Below are 19,570 nucleotides of genomic sequence, written 5' to 3' on the forward strand. Positions count from 1 at the left end.
TTGTTTAATTTTATTAAACAAGGTTTTTTTTATGCAAAAAAAGCCTTAATTTAAGGAGGAAAATCTATGTCTTGGTACAACAAAAGTGTTGATGAATGTATCAAAGAGCTTGGAAGTGATGTGAAAAATGGACTTTCAAGCAAAAAAGCCGTTGAGCTTTTAGAAAAAAACGGAAGAAATGAGTTAAAACAAAAAATAAAAAATCACTTCTTTCAAAAATTATAGACCAATTTAAAGATCCGATGATTTTAATTTTAATTGGTGCTTGTATTATGTCAGCAATTGTAGGTGAAATAACGGATGCTTTTATAATTATTGCAATTGTAATTGTAAATGCTATTCTTTCACTTAATCAAGAGGGAAAAGCTGAAAAGGCAATAGAAGCTTTACAAAAAATGGCAAGCCCTATGGCTAAAGTTTATAGAGATGGAAAATTAGTTCATATTCCTTCTCCGGAACTTGTTGTTGGAGATATTGTTGAGCTTGAAACAGGGGATATTATTCCTGCAGATTTAAGACTGATTGAAAGTTTTATTTTAAAAATTGATGAAGCATCTTTAACCGGAGAATCTGTGCCTGTTGAAAAATTTGCTGATAAGATTTATGATGGTGAAATTGAAATTGGTGATAGAGAAAATATGGCTTATTCATCAACAATTGTTGCTTATGGTAGAGGAATGGGAATAGTAATTTCTACAGGAGAAAATACAGAAATTGGAAAGATTGCAACAACTCTGGATTCTTTTGAAGATGAAGATACTCCACTTCAAAAGAAACTTGCAGGACTTTCAAAGTCTTTAGGCCTTATAACGATAGGAGTTTGCATTGTAGTTTTTATAGTTGGACTTTTATATAAACAAAAATTCTTACTTATGCTTTTAACTGCAATTTCACTTGCCGTTGCAGCAGTTCCTGAAGGATTACCGGCAATAGTTACAATAGTATTATCACTTGGTATGACAAAAATGGTTAAAAAGAATGCAATCGTAAAAAAACTTTTAGCAGTTGAAACATTGGGAACTACAACAGTAATTTGTTCTGATAAAACGGGAACTCTTACTCAAAATGAAATGACTGTTAAAAAAGTTTTCGTAAATAATTTAGTTTATGATGTAGAAGGAACAGGCTATGAACCTGTTGGAGATGTACTTTTAGACGGAGTAAAAGTTAATGCTAAAGAAATAGAAGATTTCATTTCAATTTCTAAAATTTCTACTCTTGTTAATGATGCAAAACTTATTAAAGACGAAAATATGTATAGAATAGCAGGAGATCCTACTGAGGGAGCATTGCTTACTCTTTCAGAAAAAGTTGCTATTTCTAAAGATGATTTAAACAATAAACATAAAAGAATTGCAGAAATACCTTTTGATTCTACTAGAAAGATGATGACAACATTTAATGAAAATATTTTTTCATCAAATGTTATATCTGCTACAAAGGGTGCTCCTGATATTGTAATAGATAATTGTAAATATATTTTAATAAATGGAAAAGAAGAAGAATTTACTCTTGAATTAAAAGAAAAAGTTCTTTTACAAAATAGTCAATTTGCTAAACAAGCACTTCGTGTATTAGCTTTTGCTTATAGAAAATTTGATTCATTACCTGAAGAAAAAACTTCAGAAAATATTGAAAAAGATATGGTTTTTGTTGGGCTTATGGGAATGATTGACCCTGCAAGGCCAGAAGCAAAAGAAGCAATCAAAGAATGTAAAAAAGCAGGAATAATTCCTATAATGATTACTGGAGATTATCTTGAAACTGCAGTTGCCATTGCTAAAGATTTAGGGATTTTGGATGATAATTCAAAGGCTATTATGGGTCGTGAGTTAAATAAAATGACTGAAGAAGAAATTTGTGAAGTTGTAAAAACTACAAGAGTTTTTGCAAGGGTGAGTCCTGAAAACAAAGTACAAATAGTTAGTGCCTTAAAGAAAAATGGACATATTGCCGCAATGACAGGTGATGGAGTTAATGATGCACCTGCAATTAAGAGAGCTGATATTGGGGTTTCAATGGGAATTACAGGAACTGATGTTGCTAAAAATACTTCAGATGTAATATTAACAGATGACAATTTTGCTACTATAGTTTCAGCCGTTCACGAAGGACGTATAATTTATTCCAATATTAAAAAATTCGTATCTTTCTTGTTATCTTGTAATGTTGGGGAGATATTGATAGTTTTAATATCTATATTATTAAATATACCTGTACCTTTTATACCAATACAATTACTTTGGTTAAATTTAGTTACAGATAGTTTCCCTGCACTCGCACTTGGAGTTGAAAAAGGTGATGAAGATATTATGGAAGTTCCACCTAGAAATCCAAATGAACCAATTTTAGATAAGGAAATGATTTATAGTATAATTTCTCAATCATTGGCAATTACAGTTGCAACACTTGGAGCATATTTCTATGGAATGTATCATTATCCTAATCATATAGAAGGAGCAAGAACAGTTGCTTTCTTTACACTTATAACTGCAGAGCTTTTAAGAAGTTATTCTGTTAGAAGCAGTAGATTTACTCTATTCCATATTGGAGTATTTTCAAATAAAACTTTAGTTTACGGAACAACTTTATCTTTCTTTATGATGTTAATAGTTGTGTATATACCATTTTTACAACCATATTTTGATACTGTTTCATTGGGCTTAAAAGAATTGGCAGTGGCGATTCCACTTGCATTTTTACCTTTTATAGTTGCTGAAGTTTCAAAAGTTATAAGAAAAAAATAATTAATAGAAAAATTTTTTAAACAGTCGAATTGTTTTTTATAATAATTAGGCTGTTTTTTTATATAAATTATTTTTAAAATATAAACTTTTTTATAATATACATTAAATTTACTTATAATTTATTATTATAATTATTGCTATTAAGTACTATAAATCTTTAATTTTACTCAAAATAAGTATAAAAAGCAAAAGTGAAAAATGTTTTATAATTTATTTATAAGGGTATTTTATAGTTTTTTTGAATAGATATAAGATTTTTTTCAATAAAAGATATTGACATATTATTAAATAAATTGTATACTGAATGGGGGGAAAAAGCGATTCCCTATAAATGTTTTGTTAATAAAAAGGAGGACTTTTATGAAAACAGATGTGCAAATTGCTCAAGAAGCAAAAATGAAACCTATCAGAGAAGTAGCTGATTACTTAGGATTTCCGGAAGAAGCTATAGAACTTTACGGAAACTATAAAGCAAAGTTAAATATACACGAATTAAAAGATTATAATGAAAGACCAAATGGAAAATTAATTTTGGTTACTGCTATTACTCCAACTCCTGCCGGAGAAGGAAAAACAACAACTGTTGTTGGACTTGGTGACGGATTAAATAAAATAGGAAAAAGAACAGCTCTTGCACTTAGAGAACCTTCTTTAGGACCTGTTTTTGGAGTTAAAGGGGGAGCTGCAGGTGGTGGATATGCACAAGTAGTTCCTATGGAAGATATAAACTTACATTTCACAGGAGACTTTAATGCTATTGGAGCAGCAAATAATTTATTAGCTGCAATGTTAGATAACCACATTAATCACGGAAATGAATTGGAAATTGATGCTAGAACTATTACTCTAAAGAGAGTTGTTGATATGAATGATAGACAACTTCGTTTTATTGTTGATGGTTTAAATGGTAAAGCTAATGGGGTTCCAAGAGAAGATGGTTTTGAAATAGTAGTTGCTTCTGAAGTAATGGCTATTTTGTGCCTATCAAATGACTTAAAAGATTTAAAAGAAAAATTAGGAAAAATAATTGTTGCTTATAATAGAAAAGGTGAGCCTGTAACTGCAAAAGACTTAAATGCTCATGGAGCTATGGCTGCATTATTAAAGGATGCTATTAAACCAAATCTTGTTCAAACATTAGAACATACTCCTGCATTTATCCATGGAGGACCTTTTGCTAATATAGCTCATGGTTGTAATAGTATAATTGCTACAAAATTAGCTTTAAAATATTCAGACTATGTTGTAACTGAAGCAGGTTTCGGAGCTGATTTGGGAGCTGAAAAATTTTTAGATATTAAATGTAGATTTGCAGGTTTAAATCCTAATGCTGTTGTAGTTGTAGCTACTGTAAGAGCATTAAAGATGCATGGCGGACTTGCTAAGACTGAATTAGGAAATGAAGATTTAGTTGCATTGGAAAAAGGACTTCCAAACTTATTAAAGCATGTTGAAAATATGCAAAATTTATTTGGTATTCCTTGTGTTGTTGCAATTAATAAATTCCCATTAGATACTGATGCTGAAATTAAATTAATTGAAACTAAATGTAAAGAATTAGGTGTTAATGTTGTTCTATCAGATGTTTGGGCAAAAGGTGGCGAAGGTGCTGTTGATTTAGCACATGAAGTTGTAAGACTTGCTGAAAATAACAAACCAATTAATCAAGTTTATGATATTGAAGATTCTTTAGAAGAAAAATTAAATAAAATTGTTCAAAAAGTTTACGGTGGATTAGGAGTAACATTCTCTCCGGGAGTTAAAAAGAAAATTAAAACTATCGAAGAATTAGGATTTAAAAATGTTCCTATTTGTATGGCAAAAACTCAATATTCATTCTCTGATGATAAGAATAAAGTTGGAAGACCTGAAGGATTTAAGGTAAATATTAAAGATATTAAAATTGCAGCTGGTGCAGGATTTGCAGTAGCTTACAGTGGAGATATTATGACTATGCCGGGATTACCAAAGGTTCCTGCTGCAAATAATATTGATATAACAGAAGATGGAAAGATTGTTGGATTATTCTAGTTAATAGGAGGAATTTATGGAACAAAAAATGTGTGATAAAACCATAAATTTATTTATTCAAGAATTATCAGATAAACAACCTGTACCAGGGGGCGGAGGAGCATCCGCCCTTGTAGGTGCTTTGGGAGTTGCTCTATTAAATATGGATGCAATTTATACTACTGGTAATGAAAAATTTAAAGATGTTGAAGAAGAAATTAATGAGCAAATAAAAAAATATAACGAATTAATTACTTCTTTAAAAGAATTAGTTCAAGGAGATGCGGATGCTTTCTATCCACTTTCTCAATGTTATAAGATGCCAAGAAATACTGATGAAGAAAAGAGATTAAAGAGAGAGGCATTAGAAATAAATCTTTATAATGCAGCTATGATTCCTTTACAAATAATGGAAAAATCTTATGACGCACTTTGTCTAGTAGACAGACTTATTAGAATTGGGAATAAAAATCTTATTGGAGATGTTGCAACCGGAGCTGTATTTTTAGAATCTGCTCTTAAAGGTGCAAGTTTAAGTGTATTTGCAAATACTTCTTCAATGAAAAATGAAGAAAATATTAAGATAATAAATGAAAAATCCATGAAGTTATTAAAAGACGGAACTGAACTTGCGAATAAGGCATTTGAAGAAATATTTAATGGATTTTTAAAATAAGGAGATTGTTATGACAACAATAATGAAAGGTAAAGAAGTAGCAATAGCTTTAAAAGAAAAATTAAAGCCGGGGTTGCTGAACTTAAGGAAAAGGGAAAAGTTACTACTTGTGGTTTTATTAGAGTTGGAGATAGAAGTGATTCTATAGGTTATGAAAATGCTGCTATAAAAGTTTTATCTTCATTGGGAATTGAATGTGTTCAATTCCATTATCCGGAAGATATTACTGAAGCTGATTTTATATCAGAACTTGAAAAAATTGGAAATGATGAAAGTGTTGATGGTTTTTTACTTTTAAGACCATTACCTGCTCATATTGACGATGATTTGGTTGGTATGAAAATTAATCCTAAAAAAGATATTGATGGAGTTAGTCCATATAATATTGGAGAAGTTTTCTATCCTAAAGAAGATAGTTTTATTCCTTGTACTGCTGCAGCCGTTATAAAGATGTTAGAATTTTATGATTTAGATTTAACAGGTAAAAATGCAGTTGTATTAGGTCGTAGTAATGTTATCGGAAAGCCTGTTGCAATGTTATTATTAGCAAAAAATGCAACAGTTACTGTATGTCATAGTAGAACTCAAAACTTAAAAGAAGTTTGTAAGAATGCAGATGTTTTGGTTTCAGCTATTGGTAAAGCACATTTCGTTACAAAGGAATTTGTAAAAGAAGGAGCTATTGTAGTTGACGTTGGAACAAATTATGACGAAAACGGAAAGGTAACAGGGGATGTTCATTTTGATGAAGTTTCTGAAATTGCAAGTTATATTAATCCTGTACCGGGTGGTATCGGCTCAATAACAACTTCAGTTTTAGCTGAAAAATGTTTAATCGCCGCTAGAAAAAAGGTAAAATAATATGGATTATGAAACTGCAATGATAAAACTCAGAGGAGAGGTTTGCAGTGGAGTTAAATTAGGTTTACAAAATATAAAAATTCTTATGGAGAAGTTAGGAAATCCACAAGATAAATTAAAGATTATTCATATTGCAGGAACCAATGGAAAGGGTTCCTGTACTTCTTTTGTAAACTCTGTTTTAGTTTCACAAGGATATAAAGTTGGTATGTTTACTTCTCCTTCTATTTACAATTTTGAAGAAAGAATTAGAATAAATAACAAAAATATTCCTGAAGATAAGTTAATAGAATTAATGGATGAGGTAAGAGAAATTGCAAACACTCTTGAAGTTTTTCCTGCTGATTTTGAACTTGTAACTGCTTTAGCATTTTTATATTTTTATAGAGAAAATTGTGATTTTGCAATTATGGAAGTAGGATTAGGTGGAAGGCTTGATGCTACAAATGTAGTAAATAATCCTTTAATTACTTTAATTACATCTATAAGCTTTGATCATCAACAATTTTTGGGAAATACAATAAAAGAAATAGCGTTGGAAAAAGCGGGAATAATTAAAGATTGTGTTCCTCTAGTTCTATATTCACAAGATAATGATGTTATGGACAGCATTATAGAAGTTGCAAAAAATAAGAATTCTAAAATTATTTTAAATGATTTATCAAAAATTAAAGTATTGGAAAATAATAGATCAGGACAAGTTATAGACTATAAAGAATTTAAGAATTTAAAAATTAATTTACTTGGTTCACATCAAGTTAAGAATGCTACAATTTCTCTTGAATTACTTTTAGAACTTAGAAAAATGGGCTTTGAAATTTCTGATGAAAGTATTTATAATGGATTTTCAACCGTTACTTGGCCTTGTAGATTTGAACTTGTTTCAAAAAATCCTGATTTTATTTTAGATGGTGCCCATAATATTGACGGGATTGAAAAATTCATTTCAAATATGAATTTTTATTACAAAAATAATAGAAAAATTGCTATTTTTGGAGTTTTGGCAGACAAAGATTACAACGAAATGCTTGAAAGAATTATTCCTTGTTTTGATATGTTTTTAACTGTAAGACCGGATTCCGATAGAGCAATGAAAGCATTGGAATTAAAGGAGAGAATTGAAGCCCTAACTGAAAAAAAGGTTTATAGTTTTGAAAACTATCAAGATGCTATTGATAAAGCATTTGAAATTTCAAATAAAGATGATGTTATTTCAGCATTTGGATCTTTGTATTTTGTGGGAGAGGTTCGTAAACTTTTAGGAGTGAGTGATTATTAATGGATAAAAAAATTTTAAGAAAAGAAATTCAAGAAAAGCTAAAAAATATATCTGATGAAGATAGAAAGAGTTTTGAAGAAATTTTATATAAAAAGTTATTTGAAAACGAAAATTTTAAAAATGCAAAATGTATTGCACTTACAATTCCATTCGGTACAGAAATAAATACTTATCCGATAATTGAAAAATTATTAGAAAATGGAAAAGAAGTCTGTGCTCCAATTTGTGAAAAAGAAAGTAGGAAAATGACTTTTTATAAAATAAATTCTTTAGATGAATTAATTGAAGGATATTATGGTATTAAAACACCTCCTGAAATAGATGAAAACATTGTTGAAAAAGATCAGATTGATTTAATATTAGTTCCGGGAGTTGGATTTGATAAAGATAATTTTAGAATAGGTTTTGGCGGTGGGTATTATGATAGATACCTTAATGATTTTAAGGGATATACAATATCCTTGGCTTTTAAAGAACAAATTATTCAAAAAGTTCCAACAAATGAATTTGATTTACCTGTTGATTTAGTAATAACTAACTAAATATAATTTTTTAAAATAGTTTTATTTTTAAAACTATTTTTTCTTGCAAAAATATCAAAAATGGTATATTATATAATTCAGGTAAGTTTTTAAAAATGGAGGTAGATATGATAAAGTTATTTTCTGATATGGGAGCAGATATTCCTGTAGAAATTGCAAAAAAATATAAAATCCAGATTTTTAATATGGTTGTTACTGACGGAGAAAATGAATATATTTTAAATTATGATATAGATAAATATAAATTATTTGAAAATATGTCTAAAGGGGTTAATTATAAAACTTCACAGGTGTCATATAAGGATTTCTATGATGCTTTTAAGGACGAAATTTTAGCTAAAAATGAAATTATTTATATTTCTCTATCTTCTGGACTTTCTGGAACTTATAATACAGCTAATATGGTTAAAAATGATTTATTAGATGAATTTCCTGATGCGAAAATTTATATAATAGATAGTTTAGGTGCGAGTTTTGGTTATGGAGCTCTTGCTATTAAGATTTCAAAAATGATTGAAGAAAACGAAAGTACAGAAGAAATTTTAAAATATATTGATTTTTATAAAAAACATATAAATTATATTTTTACTGTTGATGAACTGACATATCTTTATCGGGGTGGTAGATTAAATAAAGCTAAATTTATAATAGGTAATTTATTAAATATCTGTCCTATATTAGATATTGTAAAGGATACAGGGAAGCTAAACTTGTTTGACAAAGTAAGAGGACATAAAGCTTTTAAGAAAAAAATTATAGATATTATAAAGAATAAATCTGAGTTTTTAGATAAACAAACTATTATTATTTTACAAGGTGATTGTGAGGATAAAGCAAATGATTTAAAAGAATTATTGATGGAAGAATTTGATAATAAGGATATATTAATCTCAGGAGTAGATGCAGTTATAGGTTGTCATACAGGTCCTACTGTTTTAGCTATTGTTTTTCTTGATGAATTATATGGAAAGTATGATAAATTTGAAATTTAAGGGTTAGAAATAACCCTTAAATTATTTTAGGAGATGAATTATTATTAAACATATCTATGAATTTTTAATTATTTTAATGTTTTTGTTTATTGGAACGATTTTAGAAGTAGTTTTTAAATCTCCGATACCAGCTACTATTTTGTCAATGTTAATTTTGGCTGTGTTGCTATATTATAAAGCAATTCAATTAAAGAAAATAGAAAAAGTTTCAGAGTTTTTACTCGAAAATATTACATTATTTATGACACCATTAGTTATTGGAGTTATAGATAAATTTCACTATTTTAACGGGAAATTTTTACAGATATTTTTTATTTTATTTGTAAGTGTAGTTGTATCTATGCTTATTACAGCTTTTGCTACAACTTTTTTTGTAAAAATTTTTGAAAAAGGAGAAAAAAATGGAATTAATAATTAATAGTCCCCTTTTTGGGATATTTTTAACAATTATAACATTTATTATAGGATATGAAATTCAAGTAAAAATGGGATTGAAATTTTTAAGTCCAATGGTTACTTCTTCAGTTTTAATTATCCTAGTTCTTTTATTTTTTAAAATTCCTTATTCTAATTATAAGAAGGGGGCAGATATTTTAACTTTTTTTGTTGCTCCTGCAACTGTTGTACTGGCTGTACCATTGTATAAAAATTTAGATATAATAAAAAAATATTTTCTTCCAATATTACTTGGATGCTTAGTTGGAATTGGGGTTGGAGCTATTACAGGAATTGTATTATGTAATATTTTTGGAATAAATAAAGAAATTTTGCTTTCTATGTTACCAAAGTCTGTAACATCTGCTATAGGATATGAAATTTCTAAAAAAATAGGGGCAATTATGGAAATTTCTATGGTATTTATAGTTATATGTGGAATTATAGGTTATAGTGTAGGAGAACTTATTTTTAAGATTTTTAAAATAGATAATAAAGTCGCAAGGGGCGTTGCACTTGGGTCTTGTAGTCATGTTCTAGGAACTGCAAAAGCAATGGAACTCGGAGAAATCGAAGGTTCTATTTCTACCGTTTCAATTTCAATTTCTGGAATTTTAGCTGTTATTTTAATACCTTTAATTTTGAAATTTATTTAGAAAAAAAGCTGTTAAAGAGTAATATTTATTACTTTATAACAGCTTTTTATTGTGAAAACAAGTAGATAAATACCGGAAAAAATCGTAATTTAATGATTATATCTTTTTATATAAAACGATTATTAAAACAGTTATTTTTGTAAAAAAGAAATGAATTTTGTTTGATTTTTAGTATTTGTAAACAGTTTATAAATTTTCCTTGAGTTTTGTTCAATTTCAAATTTGTTTTTTTGAAAAGCAGATAGATTCTGAGCACTTTTATTTGTAGTTACAATTTCTAGGTTGGATTTATTTTTTATTTCTTTGATTAAACTTTGTCCATTTTCATTAAATGCTAAAATATTTATATATTCAGGGTCTTTTGAGTAAATTTCCTTTATATCATTATTTATATTTAACAAATAGTTGTAAATAAATCTTTTTATTCTAACTTTTTTATATCTTTTACTTTGTAGTTTTTCTGCTAATTCTTCTATAGAGTTTACTGAATGTATATTTTTCTTAATTAAATTTAAGATTCCATTTTCATAATTTACAATATTTTCAGGATTTATTTGATTTATTAAAATATTGTATTTTAAAATTTCTAAGATTATTTTTTCATTAGGTAAAATATTATTTTTTACTGAATTTTTTAATTCATCAAAAGTATTTTTATCTATAAAGTTTTTTATTTTTCAAAATTATTATCATAAATCGCCTTTCTTATTGCTGATGCACTTAATTGTTCTTCTGTATTATAATTCTCATCATTATAATTTCTACCTTTTCTTTTTATAGGGAAAGGAGTTATTTTTGATTTTGATAAAATTAAGTTTTTGACATATTCAATTGATAGAATATTATTAGATATAAAAAAATCATCTTCTATTTCTAAAGCCTTATATTTTTTATTTATTTTCATACAAGCGTTTTTATATGCAACAGCATAGCTTTTTCCCAGCTTCATTTCATTATTCAAGACTTCTTCAATTTCATTTTTATATCGAAGCTGAAATTTTGCTATTTCTATTATATTCTCTTTTTTTTCACATTCAAAACCGAAACAAAGGTAGTCAACAATATTTAATTTATTTAGAATAGAAATTCCACCTTTTGCAAAATTTTCAGCACTTTGTAAACTGTAGTAAAAAGGTAGTTCTATTACAAGATCAACACCATTTTTTACTGCAATTTCAGCTCTTTTATATTTGTCTAAAACAGCACATTCTCCACGCTGAACAAAATCTCCGCTCATTATTGCAATTACATAGGTATCTAATTCGTTTTTTAGAGTATCTAACTGATATTTATGTCCTAAATGAAATGGATTATATTCAGCTATTATTCCTGAAATTTTCATATATACTCCTTTTTAAAATTTAAGTAAAATTTTATAATGTATTTTTATGTTAATAAGATTTAATCAATAATTCTCTCTCGTAATTATTATATCATATTGTAATATTATTTATAAATTTATTAATCAGAAAATTATCAATTTAATATACTTGTGATTATTGACTAAATTTTAAAAAAATATATAATATTTGTACTGTTTTTATTATATGCTTTTGGAGGTTTGTTATGGACATTAGAGTAGTTAGTGAAAGTATTTTTGATATAGAATCTGACTGTATTGTTTATTTTGTTGATAATGCATTTTCAAATGATGATACTATGGAAATTGTCTCTAAAGCAGGTAACAGGCTACTTGATGTTTTTAGCAAAATAAGTTCTTTTGCGACCGGAGAGTTTAAAATTGTTCCTGCATTTAATCTCAAAGCAACTTATGTTGTTATAGGCTCAATCCCACAAAAAATAGAAACTGAAGAAGACGAAAAATTTTTAGAGGAAAATTTTTTGAATATATTAAACGAAATTAATAGTCGTGGGTTTAATACGGTTGCAGTTGATGTAACAAGACTTTCAAATAGTTATAGTTTTAAACATAGTGAAATTTTTAAAAAATTTTAAGAAATATAAATGATGATATTGTAGTTTTTATGTGTAAATAGGTTAAAGACTATATTTTTATGTAATTTTTGTGAAATATATTAGATTTTAAGAAGGGGGAGAAAAAAATGAATGCTTTATTAGATAAAGATACTAGAATTGCTTTAGAGTATAATTTTTTGTATTTGAAAGATTCAGTAGCTTTTGATATTTTTGTCTCCTCACTTTCAATAGAACAACGTGGATTTAATGTAAGATTTAGACAGGCGATTTTTAATAAAATTTCAAAAAGTTTAGATGTTTTTTATAAAAACAGATCTGATAAGGAGTATATAAAAAATGCCGTTCAAAAACTTGTTTATGATGATATAAATCGTTTAGAAATAGTGTTGGCGGTTGACTCCTATATTTATGGTAAAAAATCAAATGTTTTTGCTAATGAATTGGAAAATTATTTTTTAGTCAATTATCCTAGTTTAAAAATTAGCAGAAAGCAAAAACTTATAGTTAGAAAATTATCTTCTAAAGATTATAGATTTAGAAACAGACTTATAAATAATGTTATAGATTATTATAATCTAAATAAAAAGTTTGAAGAAAAGACTAATGACTTTTTTGAAAATGTAATAAAAGATTATATTTTTAATCTTAATAATTATATTGTAAAACAATTAAAATTAGAATTTAAAGGTAATAATTATTATGTTTTACAAAAAGAAAAATTCTTAACAAAAAAAGATTTGGAAGAACTTTATAATCATATAAATAAAGTTTTTATGGAACATTTACATAAGACTTCAAGAATATTTATATGGTATGGACTTAATGATAAAGTAACAAGTAGATATAAAAACTAAAGTCAAAAACTTATGTTTTTGACCTTTTTTATGATAGGAGATTTTTATGGGTTATACAGCTTTTTTACTTATGGTTATAAATATTTTATCTAAAATATTTGGATTTTTTAGAGAAATATTATTATCATATTTTTATGGTACAGGTGAAATAGCAACAGCTTTTCAAATTTCACTTTTAGTTCCCTATACAATTTTAGGTTTTGTGATGTCAGGTATTTCAATTAATTTTATTCCAACATATACATCAATAGAAAGAAATAAAGGGAAAAAAGACTCTGAAAAATTTACAAGCAATATTATAAATATAATTTTTTTAATATCAATTTTTGCAACTATTTTAGCTTATATATTTGCAAGACAAATAGTATTTCTTTTTGCTATGGGTTATTCAGGTGAGATTTTTGAATTATCCGTACAATTTACAAGAATTACTATACTTGGAATGTTTGCTCAACTATTAAATTCAATTTTAAAAGGATACTTAAATATAAAAGGAAATTTTTTAATTCCGGGATCAACAGGTTTTTTATATAATATTATAATAATTATATTTTTAATTATTAGTTATAAAATTAATCCGATATTAGCACCAATAGGGGTTGCAGTTGCTACAATTTTTCAGTATATACCATATATTTGGGCAATTAAAAATACTGGATATAAACATAGATTTTTCGTTAATTACAAAGATGAAAATATAAAGAAACTTTTGATTCTAGCACTGCCTATAATTTTTGGTGTTGCTGTAAATCAAATTAATCAACTAATAGATAAAAATTTGGCTTCATTTATATCTGTGAGAGGAATTTCGGTTTTATCATATTCAGTTAAATTGAATGAATTTGTATGGGGGATTTTAGTAGTTTCAATTGTTACTTCTATTTTTCCTACACTTAGTAAATTAGCTATAGAGTCAAAACAAAAGTTTAAAGTACAGATTGCTAAAACTCTTTCCACTATTATATATTTAGTAACTCCAGCATGTATAGGGATATTAATTTTTTCTAAGGAAATAGTAACTTTAATATTTAAAAGAGGAAAATTTGATGAAAATGACGTTATATTAGTATCTGGAGTTTTGTTTTATTATGCGATAGGTCTAATTGGATTAGGAATCAGAGATGTACTGTCAAATGCATTTTATGCATTAAAAATGACTAGAATACCGCTTATAAATTCTATTGAAATGGTAATTTTAAATGTTATTACATCAATAATACTTTCAAGATTTATGGGACTTAACGGTCTTGCATTAGGCTCAAGTATTGCAACTATTTTTGGTGCTATAAATTTATATTTTAAGCTTGAAAAAAAGATAGGAAAGATAAAAACTAAAGGAATTATAAATAACGGAAAAAAAGTCTTAATATCTGTCTTAGCAATGGCAATTGTATCTAGGTTAATATTTATTGCATTGAATATGAAATTATCATCAAATTTAAGCTTTATAATTGCACTTTTGTTTGCAGGCTTAACTTATGCAATTGTTTCAGTTTTACTTAGAACTAGACAAGCATTGGATATTTTAAAGGTTATTTTAAAAAATTAAAAATATAAATAATTTATGAAAGGAGAAATTATGAAAAAAGGAAATGTTTTATTTGGAACGATTGGTGCAATAATTGGTAGTTTAGCAGGAGTAGCACTATATGTAGGAGTGGCTATGTTAAGAGTGTTCAGTTCATGGTCAGGATTTGTTGCTCTATATTGTGCAATTTTTATGTATACTTTATTTTCAAGAAAATTAACAAAAATTGGAGTTGTTATATCAATTATTGTTTCTTGTGCATCCATGGTTTTAGCAGAGGTGATTGTAACTTCTATTCATATAGCTAATCGCTATCACTTCCCGTTTTTTGAAGTTTTTAAAAACTTTTTAAAGATATATCCTAAAATAACTAATAAGTTTTCATTTTGGATATATCCGGTTATAGCATGTGCATTTGTTTTAATAGGTGGATTTGGATATTTAGTTGGTAAAAACAAAAATGATGTTGAACTTATAGATAATGACGCAGAAGAAAGTGAAGAAGTTATTGAAGACGATGACTTTGGAGATGATGCTGAAGATGACGTTGAAGATGACAGCGAAGATGTTGTAAAAGAAGATAAATCTATTGAGTAAAAGAAAAAAATATTTAAAAATTAAGGAGTTAATAATTTATTATTTGCTCCTTTTATATTTTTAGTTATAAAATGTTTATATTTAATTTTATTGACTTTTTTTTGTTTTGTTGTTATAATTAATAAAAATTAAAATAGTAAGCGATGAAGGAAAAAAGTTTTGTTAAGATTTTTAGAGAGGTAACATTTGGTGAAAGTTGCTAATTAATACAAAATGGGACAATCTGGAGCTGTTATATTAAAGAGAGATACCTATAATTAGGGTGGTACCGCGGATTTAATTCGTCCCTGCATTTTTGCAGGGATTTTTTTATAAGGAGGAAAATATGGCACAAATGGGAAATTTAAGAAGAACACATATGTGTGGAAATTTAAAAAAGAGGATATTGGTAAAGAAGTAATTTTGATGGGCTGGGTTGCTAAAGAAAGAAATTTGGGTTCATTAATTTTTATGGATTTGAGAGATACAACAGGAATTTCACAAATAGTTGTGAGAGATACTTTAGGAGAAACTATATTTAATAGCGCTAAAGAGATAAGATCTGAATTTGTTTTGGCTGTTAAAGGAATTGTTTCTGAAAGGGAAAGTAAAAATCCAAAAATACCTACTGGTGATATTGAAGTTGAAGTAAGTGAACTTGTGATTTTAGATACTGCACAAACACCGCCAATTTATATAAAAGATGATGATAATGTTTCTGAAAGTTTAAGATTAAAATATAGATTCTTGGATTTAAGAAAAGAAAGTTTACAAAATAATTTAAAGTTAAGGGCTAAAGTATGTAAGGTTATAAGAGATTTTTATACTGAAAATAATTTTGTGGAAATAGAAACTCCATACCTTAATAAACCTACACCTGAAGGAGCAAGAGATTATCTTGTACCTTCAAGAGTAAATCCAGGAAATTTTTATGCTCTTCCACAATCTCCACAAATTATGAAACAACTTTTGATGATTTCAGGAATGGATAGATATTTTCAAATAGTAAAATGTTTTAGAGATGAAGATTTAAGAGCAAACAGACAGCCTGAATTTACTCAAGTTGACCTTGAAATGAGTTTTGTTGATGTTGAAGATGTTATTGATGTAAATGAAAGAATGTTAAAAAAACTATTCAAAGAAATTAAAGGAATTGATATTGAATTACCTATAAAAAGAATGAAATATGATGATGCAATGGAAAAATATGGAAGTGATAAGCCGGATTTACGTTTCGGTTTTGAAATTAGAAATATTACTGATTGTGTTAAAAATGTTGAATTTGATTTATTTAAAAATGCAATTGCTTCAGGTGGAAGTGTAAGAGCAATTTCAATCGGAAAATATTCAAAGGAATATACAAGAAAGAAAATTGACAAATTAATTGATTCAATTAGAGATTATGGTGCAAAAAATCTATTTTGGATAAAAATTGCAAATGGAGAAGTTACATCTTCAATTTCAAAGTTTTTAAACGAAGAAATCATTAGTAATATAAAAGCAAAAATGGAAGCTGAAAATGATGATTTAATTTTAATTCTTGCAGATAAAAATGATATTGTTTTAAACTCATTAGGAGCTTTAAGATGTGTAATTGCAAAAGAAATGAATTTACTAAATCCAAATGAATATAATCTATGCTGGATTGTAGATTTTCCACTTTTTGAATATGATGAAGAAGAAAAAAGATATGTTTCAAAACATCATCCGTTTACTCATCCAAAAGATGAAGATATTAAATACTTGGAAAGCAATCCTGAAAAAGTTTATGCAAAAGCCTACGATATAGTAATAAATGGTGATGAACTTGGAGGAGGTTCTATTAGGATTAATAATTCGGATTTACAAAACAAAATGTTTAAAGCTTTAGGACTTAGTAAAGAGGAAACAGAAGTAAAATTCGGATTTTTACTTGAGGCATTGAAATATGGAACACCACCACATGGAGGTCTTGCGTTCGGACTTGATAGATTGATTATGTTACTTGCGGGTACAAACAATATAAAAGATGTAATAGCATTTCCAAAGACACAATCCGCATCCGATTTACTTACAGATGCACCTTGTATAGTATCAGAGGCACAACTTGAGGAGTTAAATTTAAAAATTGGAAGATAATATTTATTCAAGAACAGAAACTTTAATCGGAAAAGATTCTCTAAATATTCTAAAAAATTCTAAAGTTATAGTATTTGGAATTGGAGGAGTAGGAAGTTTTACAGTTGAATCTCTTTGTAGATGCGGAATAGGAGAGATTTCACTTGTAGATTTTGATACTATTGACATAACTAATGTAAATAGACAAATTCACGCTATGTTAAATAATATCGGAAAATACAAAGTAGATGAAATGAAAAAGAGAATAGAGCTTATAAATCCCGATATAAAAGTAAATATCTTCAAAGAAAAACTGGAAAAGGATAATATTGAAAAATTTAACTTGAAATATTATGATTATGTTGTAGATGCAATAGATACTATTACTTCAAAAATTTATTTAATAAAATATTGTTTTGAGAACAATATAAAGGTAATTAGTGCAATGGGAGCAGGAAATAAGTTGGATCCTACAAGATTTAAAGTAGCTGACATTTATAAAACGTCTGGTTGTCCGCTTGCAAGAGTAATGAGAAGGGAATTAAAAAAAATTGGAGTAAAAAAATTAAAATGTGTTTATTCTGATGAGATTTCAATTGGAGAAAAAATTGAATCTGATATGATAAGAAAATCATCTCCTTCAAGTATAAGTTTTATTCCTTCAACTATGGGACTTATTATTACATCAGAAGTAGTAAAGGATTTGATATTATGGAACAAGTAGGATATATAACTAAAATTTTACCTGAAGATAAATGCAAGGTTTTGATTTCAAGGATAAGTGGGTGTAAAGGAACCTGTAAAACTTGTGGAGGCTGTTCAACACCTACTATGCATATAGTTATGAAAAACACTTTGGATGCTGAAGTTGGAGATCGTGTAAAGATAGGAGTTGATAGTAATATTATATTAAAATATTCTATTTTCTTATATGGTTTTCCTATTTTAATGTTTATTCTTTCAATATTGTTAGTGAATATTACTTTATCGAATTTAAAAGGAATTGATATAATTGGCTTTGTAGTTGGATTGTTTACAATGTTTTTAGCATTCTTAATAATAAAATTTGTGGATAAAAAATACGCATATTTAGCTACAAAAGCAATGTATATGGAAGAAATTATTTCAAAGAACGATTAGATATCAGTAAATATATTTTACAGTATCAATATATATTGGAGATTTTATATGATGTATATTGTAGCTATAGTATTTATTAGAGGAGGGATTATTATGAAGATATTTCCTCTAAAGTTTGATTCGGGAATATATGGTTTTAGAACTAAAAAATCAATGAAAATTGGGAAATTGCCCAAAAGAAATCATCAAACTATATTATATTTTTTGGAATATTAGACTTTATTTTGGCATTTATAAATGATGCTTTTATAAAAAATAATTTGTAATTAATATATTTAAACTTTATGACATATTTTCAAATAATAATTGAAGATATGTCTTTTTTTGTAAAATCAAAATTTAAGTAATTAGGTTAAAGAAGATATTATTTTAAAAATATATGTAGTAGCAGAATTAATGATTTTTTTGAAAAATATCATTAATAAAATCACAAATTGTTTATTTTTTAATAAAAATTTTTTATACATAAAAAACTTCGTTAAATTATGTAAAAATTCACTTAATAATATATAATTGTAATAAATATCTTTAATAACTATGAAAAATATTTTTAAATAATTAATAAATTTTTAAAAATAATAGAATAAAATATGAAATTAGTTATTAAATATATCTAATTAGAGTTTATTAATAAGAAAAATTAATATTAAAATTGTTGTTTTTAGTTGAAAAAAATTATTAATTTTAGTAGAATTGATAATGTCTATTGTTATATTTATAAATAAGTGACAAATTTATAAATTTAACAAAATAAATATTGGGGGAATTTATGAAAAAAAATAGTATTATTGCCGGTTTATTTGTTTTTTGTATTACAACAGCCGGAATAGGTTACACTGTATATAATAGTGTTTATTCTGATAAACAAAGACACAGAATAAATGAAACTACAAAACTTGATAGTGTAAAGTCTCCAAATGAATTGAAAGATGGAGAATATACTGCCAGTGCCGAAGGTTATGAAGGTACTGTAACAGTAAAAGTTGTAATTAAAGAAGGTAAAATTTTTTCAGTTGAGGTGCTTTCACATAGTGAAACAGATGAATATTATGAAATGGCAAAAAAATTTTAAAAACCATTGTAGAAAAAAACACATTTAATGTTGATTCAATTTCTGGAGCAACAGTTACTTCCGATGCGATTAAAGTAGCTGTTTATAAAGCTCTTGTTCAAGCTGGAGCAAAAACAAGTGATGTAGCTACGAATCTTGAAAAGGAAAATAAAGAATTAAGAGATAGA

General features: G+C 26.8%; 18 protein-coding genes and 2 pseudogenes. 18 read left to right on the plus strand and 2 right to left on the minus strand.

The features are described 5' to 3' along the window. Nucleotides 1–66 precede the first annotated feature (66 nt). From HMPREF9127_RS03835 to HMPREF9127_RS03875, 9 genes and pseudogenes are all read left to right on the plus strand, one after another. Nucleotides 67–2,747: pseudogene (locus HMPREF9127_RS03835) on the plus strand (calcium-translocating P-type ATPase, PMCA-type). Nucleotides 2,748–3,107: 360 nt separating this feature from the next. Then, a complete protein-coding gene (locus tag HMPREF9127_RS03840) occupies nucleotides 3,108–4,778 on the plus strand; it encodes a formate--tetrahydrofolate ligase (protein WP_009447831.1) in 1,671 nt (556 codons plus the stop codon). 16 nt (nucleotides 4,779–4,794) lie between these two features. Next, complete coding sequence (locus HMPREF9127_RS03845; RefSeq protein ID WP_009448041.1) at nucleotides 4,795–5,433, plus strand: cyclodeaminase/cyclohydrolase family protein; 639 nt, start codon at nucleotides 4,795–4,797, stop codon at nucleotides 5,431–5,433. A gap of 60 nt (nucleotides 5,434–5,493) precedes the next feature. Continuing rightward, nucleotides 5,494–6,294: a bifunctional 5,10-methylenetetrahydrofolate dehydrogenase/5,10-methenyltetrahydrofolate cyclohydrolase gene (locus HMPREF9127_RS03850; RefSeq protein WP_083814276.1), complete on the plus strand. Its 801-nt coding sequence runs from the start codon at nucleotides 5,494–5,496 to the stop codon at nucleotides 6,292–6,294. A gap of 1 nt (nucleotide 6,295) precedes the next feature. Further along, entirely contained in the window at nucleotides 6,296–7,573 is a 1,278-nt protein-coding gene (locus HMPREF9127_RS03855; RefSeq protein WP_009448021.1) for a bifunctional folylpolyglutamate synthase/dihydrofolate synthase, read from the plus strand. After that, nucleotides 7,573–8,115, plus strand: a complete 543-nt coding sequence (locus tag HMPREF9127_RS03860; RefSeq protein WP_009447916.1) for a 5-formyltetrahydrofolate cyclo-ligase — start codon at nucleotides 7,573–7,575, stop codon at nucleotides 8,113–8,115. The genes HMPREF9127_RS03855 and HMPREF9127_RS03860 overlap by 1 nt, the downstream gene beginning before the upstream one ends. A gap of 107 nt (nucleotides 8,116–8,222) precedes the next feature. After that, nucleotides 8,223–9,107 carry a DegV family protein gene (locus tag HMPREF9127_RS03865; protein ID WP_009448258.1) on the plus strand — a complete coding sequence of 295 codons (885 nt, stop codon included), beginning with the start codon at nucleotides 8,223–8,225 and terminating at the stop codon, nucleotides 9,105–9,107. Nucleotides 9,108–9,183: 76 nt separating this feature from the next. Next, complete coding sequence (locus HMPREF9127_RS03870; RefSeq protein WP_009448177.1) at nucleotides 9,184–9,525, plus strand: CidA/LrgA family protein; 342 nt, start codon at nucleotides 9,184–9,186, stop codon at nucleotides 9,523–9,525. Further along, the gene (locus tag HMPREF9127_RS03875; RefSeq protein WP_009448381.1) at nucleotides 9,509–10,198 is read left to right on the plus strand and encodes an LrgB family protein; all 690 of its coding nucleotides are present in this window, start codon (nucleotides 9,509–9,511) and stop codon (nucleotides 10,196–10,198) included. The genes HMPREF9127_RS03870 and HMPREF9127_RS03875 overlap by 17 nt, the downstream gene beginning before the upstream one ends. Before the next feature lie 131 nt (nucleotides 10,199–10,329). On the opposite strand, the gene HMPREF9127_RS09025 is transcribed toward HMPREF9127_RS03875, so the two are convergent. Beyond that, complete coding sequence (locus HMPREF9127_RS09025) at nucleotides 10,330–10,872, minus strand: nucleotidyltransferase family protein (protein WP_482198152.1); 543 nt, start codon at nucleotides 10,870–10,872, stop codon at nucleotides 10,330–10,332. Continuing rightward, complete coding sequence (locus HMPREF9127_RS09030; protein WP_009447946.1) at nucleotides 10,869–11,540, minus strand: nucleotidyltransferase family protein; 672 nt, start codon at nucleotides 11,538–11,540, stop codon at nucleotides 10,869–10,871. Before HMPREF9127_RS09030 ends, HMPREF9127_RS09025 begins: the two co-directional genes overlap by 4 nt. Before the next feature lie 224 nt (nucleotides 11,541–11,764). Between HMPREF9127_RS09030 and HMPREF9127_RS03885 the strand changes: the two genes are divergently transcribed. The 9 genes and pseudogenes from HMPREF9127_RS03885 to HMPREF9127_RS03920 all read left to right on the plus strand — a co-directional run bounded on the left by HMPREF9127_RS03885 (nucleotide 11,765) and on the right by HMPREF9127_RS03920 (nucleotide 19,403). Continuing rightward, nucleotides 11,765–12,154 carry a macro domain-containing protein gene (locus tag HMPREF9127_RS03885; RefSeq protein ID WP_009447811.1) on the plus strand — a complete coding sequence of 130 codons (390 nt, stop codon included), beginning with the start codon at nucleotides 11,765–11,767 and terminating at the stop codon, nucleotides 12,152–12,154. 107 nt (nucleotides 12,155–12,261) lie between these two features. Further along, on the plus strand, nucleotides 12,262–12,990 hold the full coding sequence (locus HMPREF9127_RS03890) for a hypothetical protein (RefSeq protein ID WP_009448227.1): 729 nt from the start codon (nucleotides 12,262–12,264) through the stop codon (nucleotides 12,988–12,990). Nucleotides 12,991–13,036: 46 nt separating this feature from the next. Further along, nucleotides 13,037–14,539 (plus strand): murein biosynthesis integral membrane protein MurJ, encoded by a 1,503-nt coding sequence (murJ, locus tag HMPREF9127_RS03895; RefSeq protein ID WP_009448122.1) that lies wholly within the window; start codon nucleotides 13,037–13,039, stop codon nucleotides 14,537–14,539. A 30-nt stretch (nucleotides 14,540–14,569) separates the two neighbouring features. Beyond that, nucleotides 14,570–15,115, plus strand: a complete 546-nt coding sequence (locus HMPREF9127_RS03900; RefSeq protein WP_009447990.1) for a hypothetical protein — start codon at nucleotides 14,570–14,572, stop codon at nucleotides 15,113–15,115. Between the two features lie 325 nt (nucleotides 15,116–15,440). Beyond that, a pseudogene (gene aspS / locus HMPREF9127_RS03905) lies at nucleotides 15,441–17,212 on the plus strand (aspartate--tRNA ligase). Further along, nucleotides 17,202–17,915, plus strand: a complete 714-nt coding sequence (locus HMPREF9127_RS03910) for a tRNA threonylcarbamoyladenosine dehydratase (RefSeq protein ID WP_009447714.1) — start codon at nucleotides 17,202–17,204, stop codon at nucleotides 17,913–17,915. The pseudogene aspS and the gene HMPREF9127_RS03910 overlap by 11 nt, the downstream one beginning before the upstream one ends. Next, the gene (locus tag HMPREF9127_RS03915) at nucleotides 17,903–18,331 is read left to right on the plus strand and encodes a SoxR reducing system RseC family protein (protein ID WP_009447881.1); all 429 of its coding nucleotides are present in this window, start codon (nucleotides 17,903–17,905) and stop codon (nucleotides 18,329–18,331) included. The genes HMPREF9127_RS03910 and HMPREF9127_RS03915 overlap by 13 nt, the downstream gene beginning before the upstream one ends. Before the next feature lie 93 nt (nucleotides 18,332–18,424). After that, a complete protein-coding gene (locus HMPREF9127_RS09035) occupies nucleotides 18,425–18,547 on the plus strand; it encodes a hypothetical protein (RefSeq protein ID WP_009447974.1) in 123 nt (40 codons plus the stop codon). Between the two features lie 553 nt (nucleotides 18,548–19,100). Then, nucleotides 19,101–19,403, plus strand: coding sequence for an FMN-binding protein (locus HMPREF9127_RS03920; RefSeq protein WP_009448057.1), 303 nt, complete (start codon nucleotides 19,101–19,103; stop codon nucleotides 19,401–19,403). The last annotated feature ends 167 nt before the right edge of the window (nucleotides 19,404–19,570 follow it).

Origin of the sequence: Parvimonas sp. oral taxon 393 str. F0440, from assembly GCA_000223315.2 — a bacterium.
GTDB lineage: Bacteria > Bacillota > Clostridia > Tissierellales > Peptoniphilaceae > Parvimonas.

What these genes read in the sequence shown, in the direction of transcription:
- HMPREF9127_RS03845 (WP_009448041.1), top strand. Translation starts at nt 4,795, where the DNA reads ATGGAACAAAAAATGTGTGATAAAACCATAAATTTATTTATTCAAGAA.
- HMPREF9127_RS03900 (WP_009447990.1), top strand. Translation starts at nt 14,570, where the DNA reads ATGAAAAAAGGAAATGTTTTATTTGGAACGATTGGTGCAATAATTGGT.
- HMPREF9127_RS03915 (WP_009447881.1), top strand. Translation starts at nt 17,903, where the DNA reads ATGGAACAAGTAGGATATATAACTAAAATTTTACCTGAAGATAAATGC.
- HMPREF9127_RS09030 (WP_009447946.1), bottom strand. Translation starts at nt 11,540, where the DNA reads ATGAAAATTTCAGGAATAATAGCTGAATATAATCCATTTCATTTAGGA.
- HMPREF9127_RS03885 (WP_009447811.1), top strand. Translation starts at nt 11,765, where the DNA reads ATGGACATTAGAGTAGTTAGTGAAAGTATTTTTGATATAGAATCTGAC.
- HMPREF9127_RS03860 (WP_009447916.1), top strand. Translation starts at nt 7,573, where the DNA reads ATGGATAAAAAAATTTTAAGAAAAGAAATTCAAGAAAAGCTAAAAAAT.
- HMPREF9127_RS03920 (WP_009448057.1), top strand. Translation starts at nt 19,101, where the DNA reads ATGAAAAAAAATAGTATTATTGCCGGTTTATTTGTTTTTTGTATTACA.
- HMPREF9127_RS03855 (WP_009448021.1), top strand. Translation starts at nt 6,296, where the DNA reads ATGGATTATGAAACTGCAATGATAAAACTCAGAGGAGAGGTTTGCAGT.
- HMPREF9127_RS03840 (WP_009447831.1), top strand. Translation starts at nt 3,108, where the DNA reads ATGAAAACAGATGTGCAAATTGCTCAAGAAGCAAAAATGAAACCTATC.
- murJ (WP_009448122.1), top strand. Translation starts at nt 13,037, where the DNA reads ATGGGTTATACAGCTTTTTTACTTATGGTTATAAATATTTTATCTAAA.
- HMPREF9127_RS03890 (WP_009448227.1), top strand. Translation starts at nt 12,262, where the DNA reads ATGAATGCTTTATTAGATAAAGATACTAGAATTGCTTTAGAGTATAAT.
- HMPREF9127_RS03875 (WP_009448381.1), top strand. Translation starts at nt 9,509, where the DNA reads ATGGAATTAATAATTAATAGTCCCCTTTTTGGGATATTTTTAACAATT.
- HMPREF9127_RS03870 (WP_009448177.1), top strand. Translation starts at nt 9,184, where the DNA reads ATGTTTTTGTTTATTGGAACGATTTTAGAAGTAGTTTTTAAATCTCCG.
- HMPREF9127_RS03865 (WP_009448258.1), top strand. Translation starts at nt 8,223, where the DNA reads ATGATAAAGTTATTTTCTGATATGGGAGCAGATATTCCTGTAGAAATT.
- HMPREF9127_RS09035 (WP_009447974.1), top strand. Translation starts at nt 18,425, where the DNA reads ATGAAGATATTTCCTCTAAAGTTTGATTCGGGAATATATGGTTTTAGA.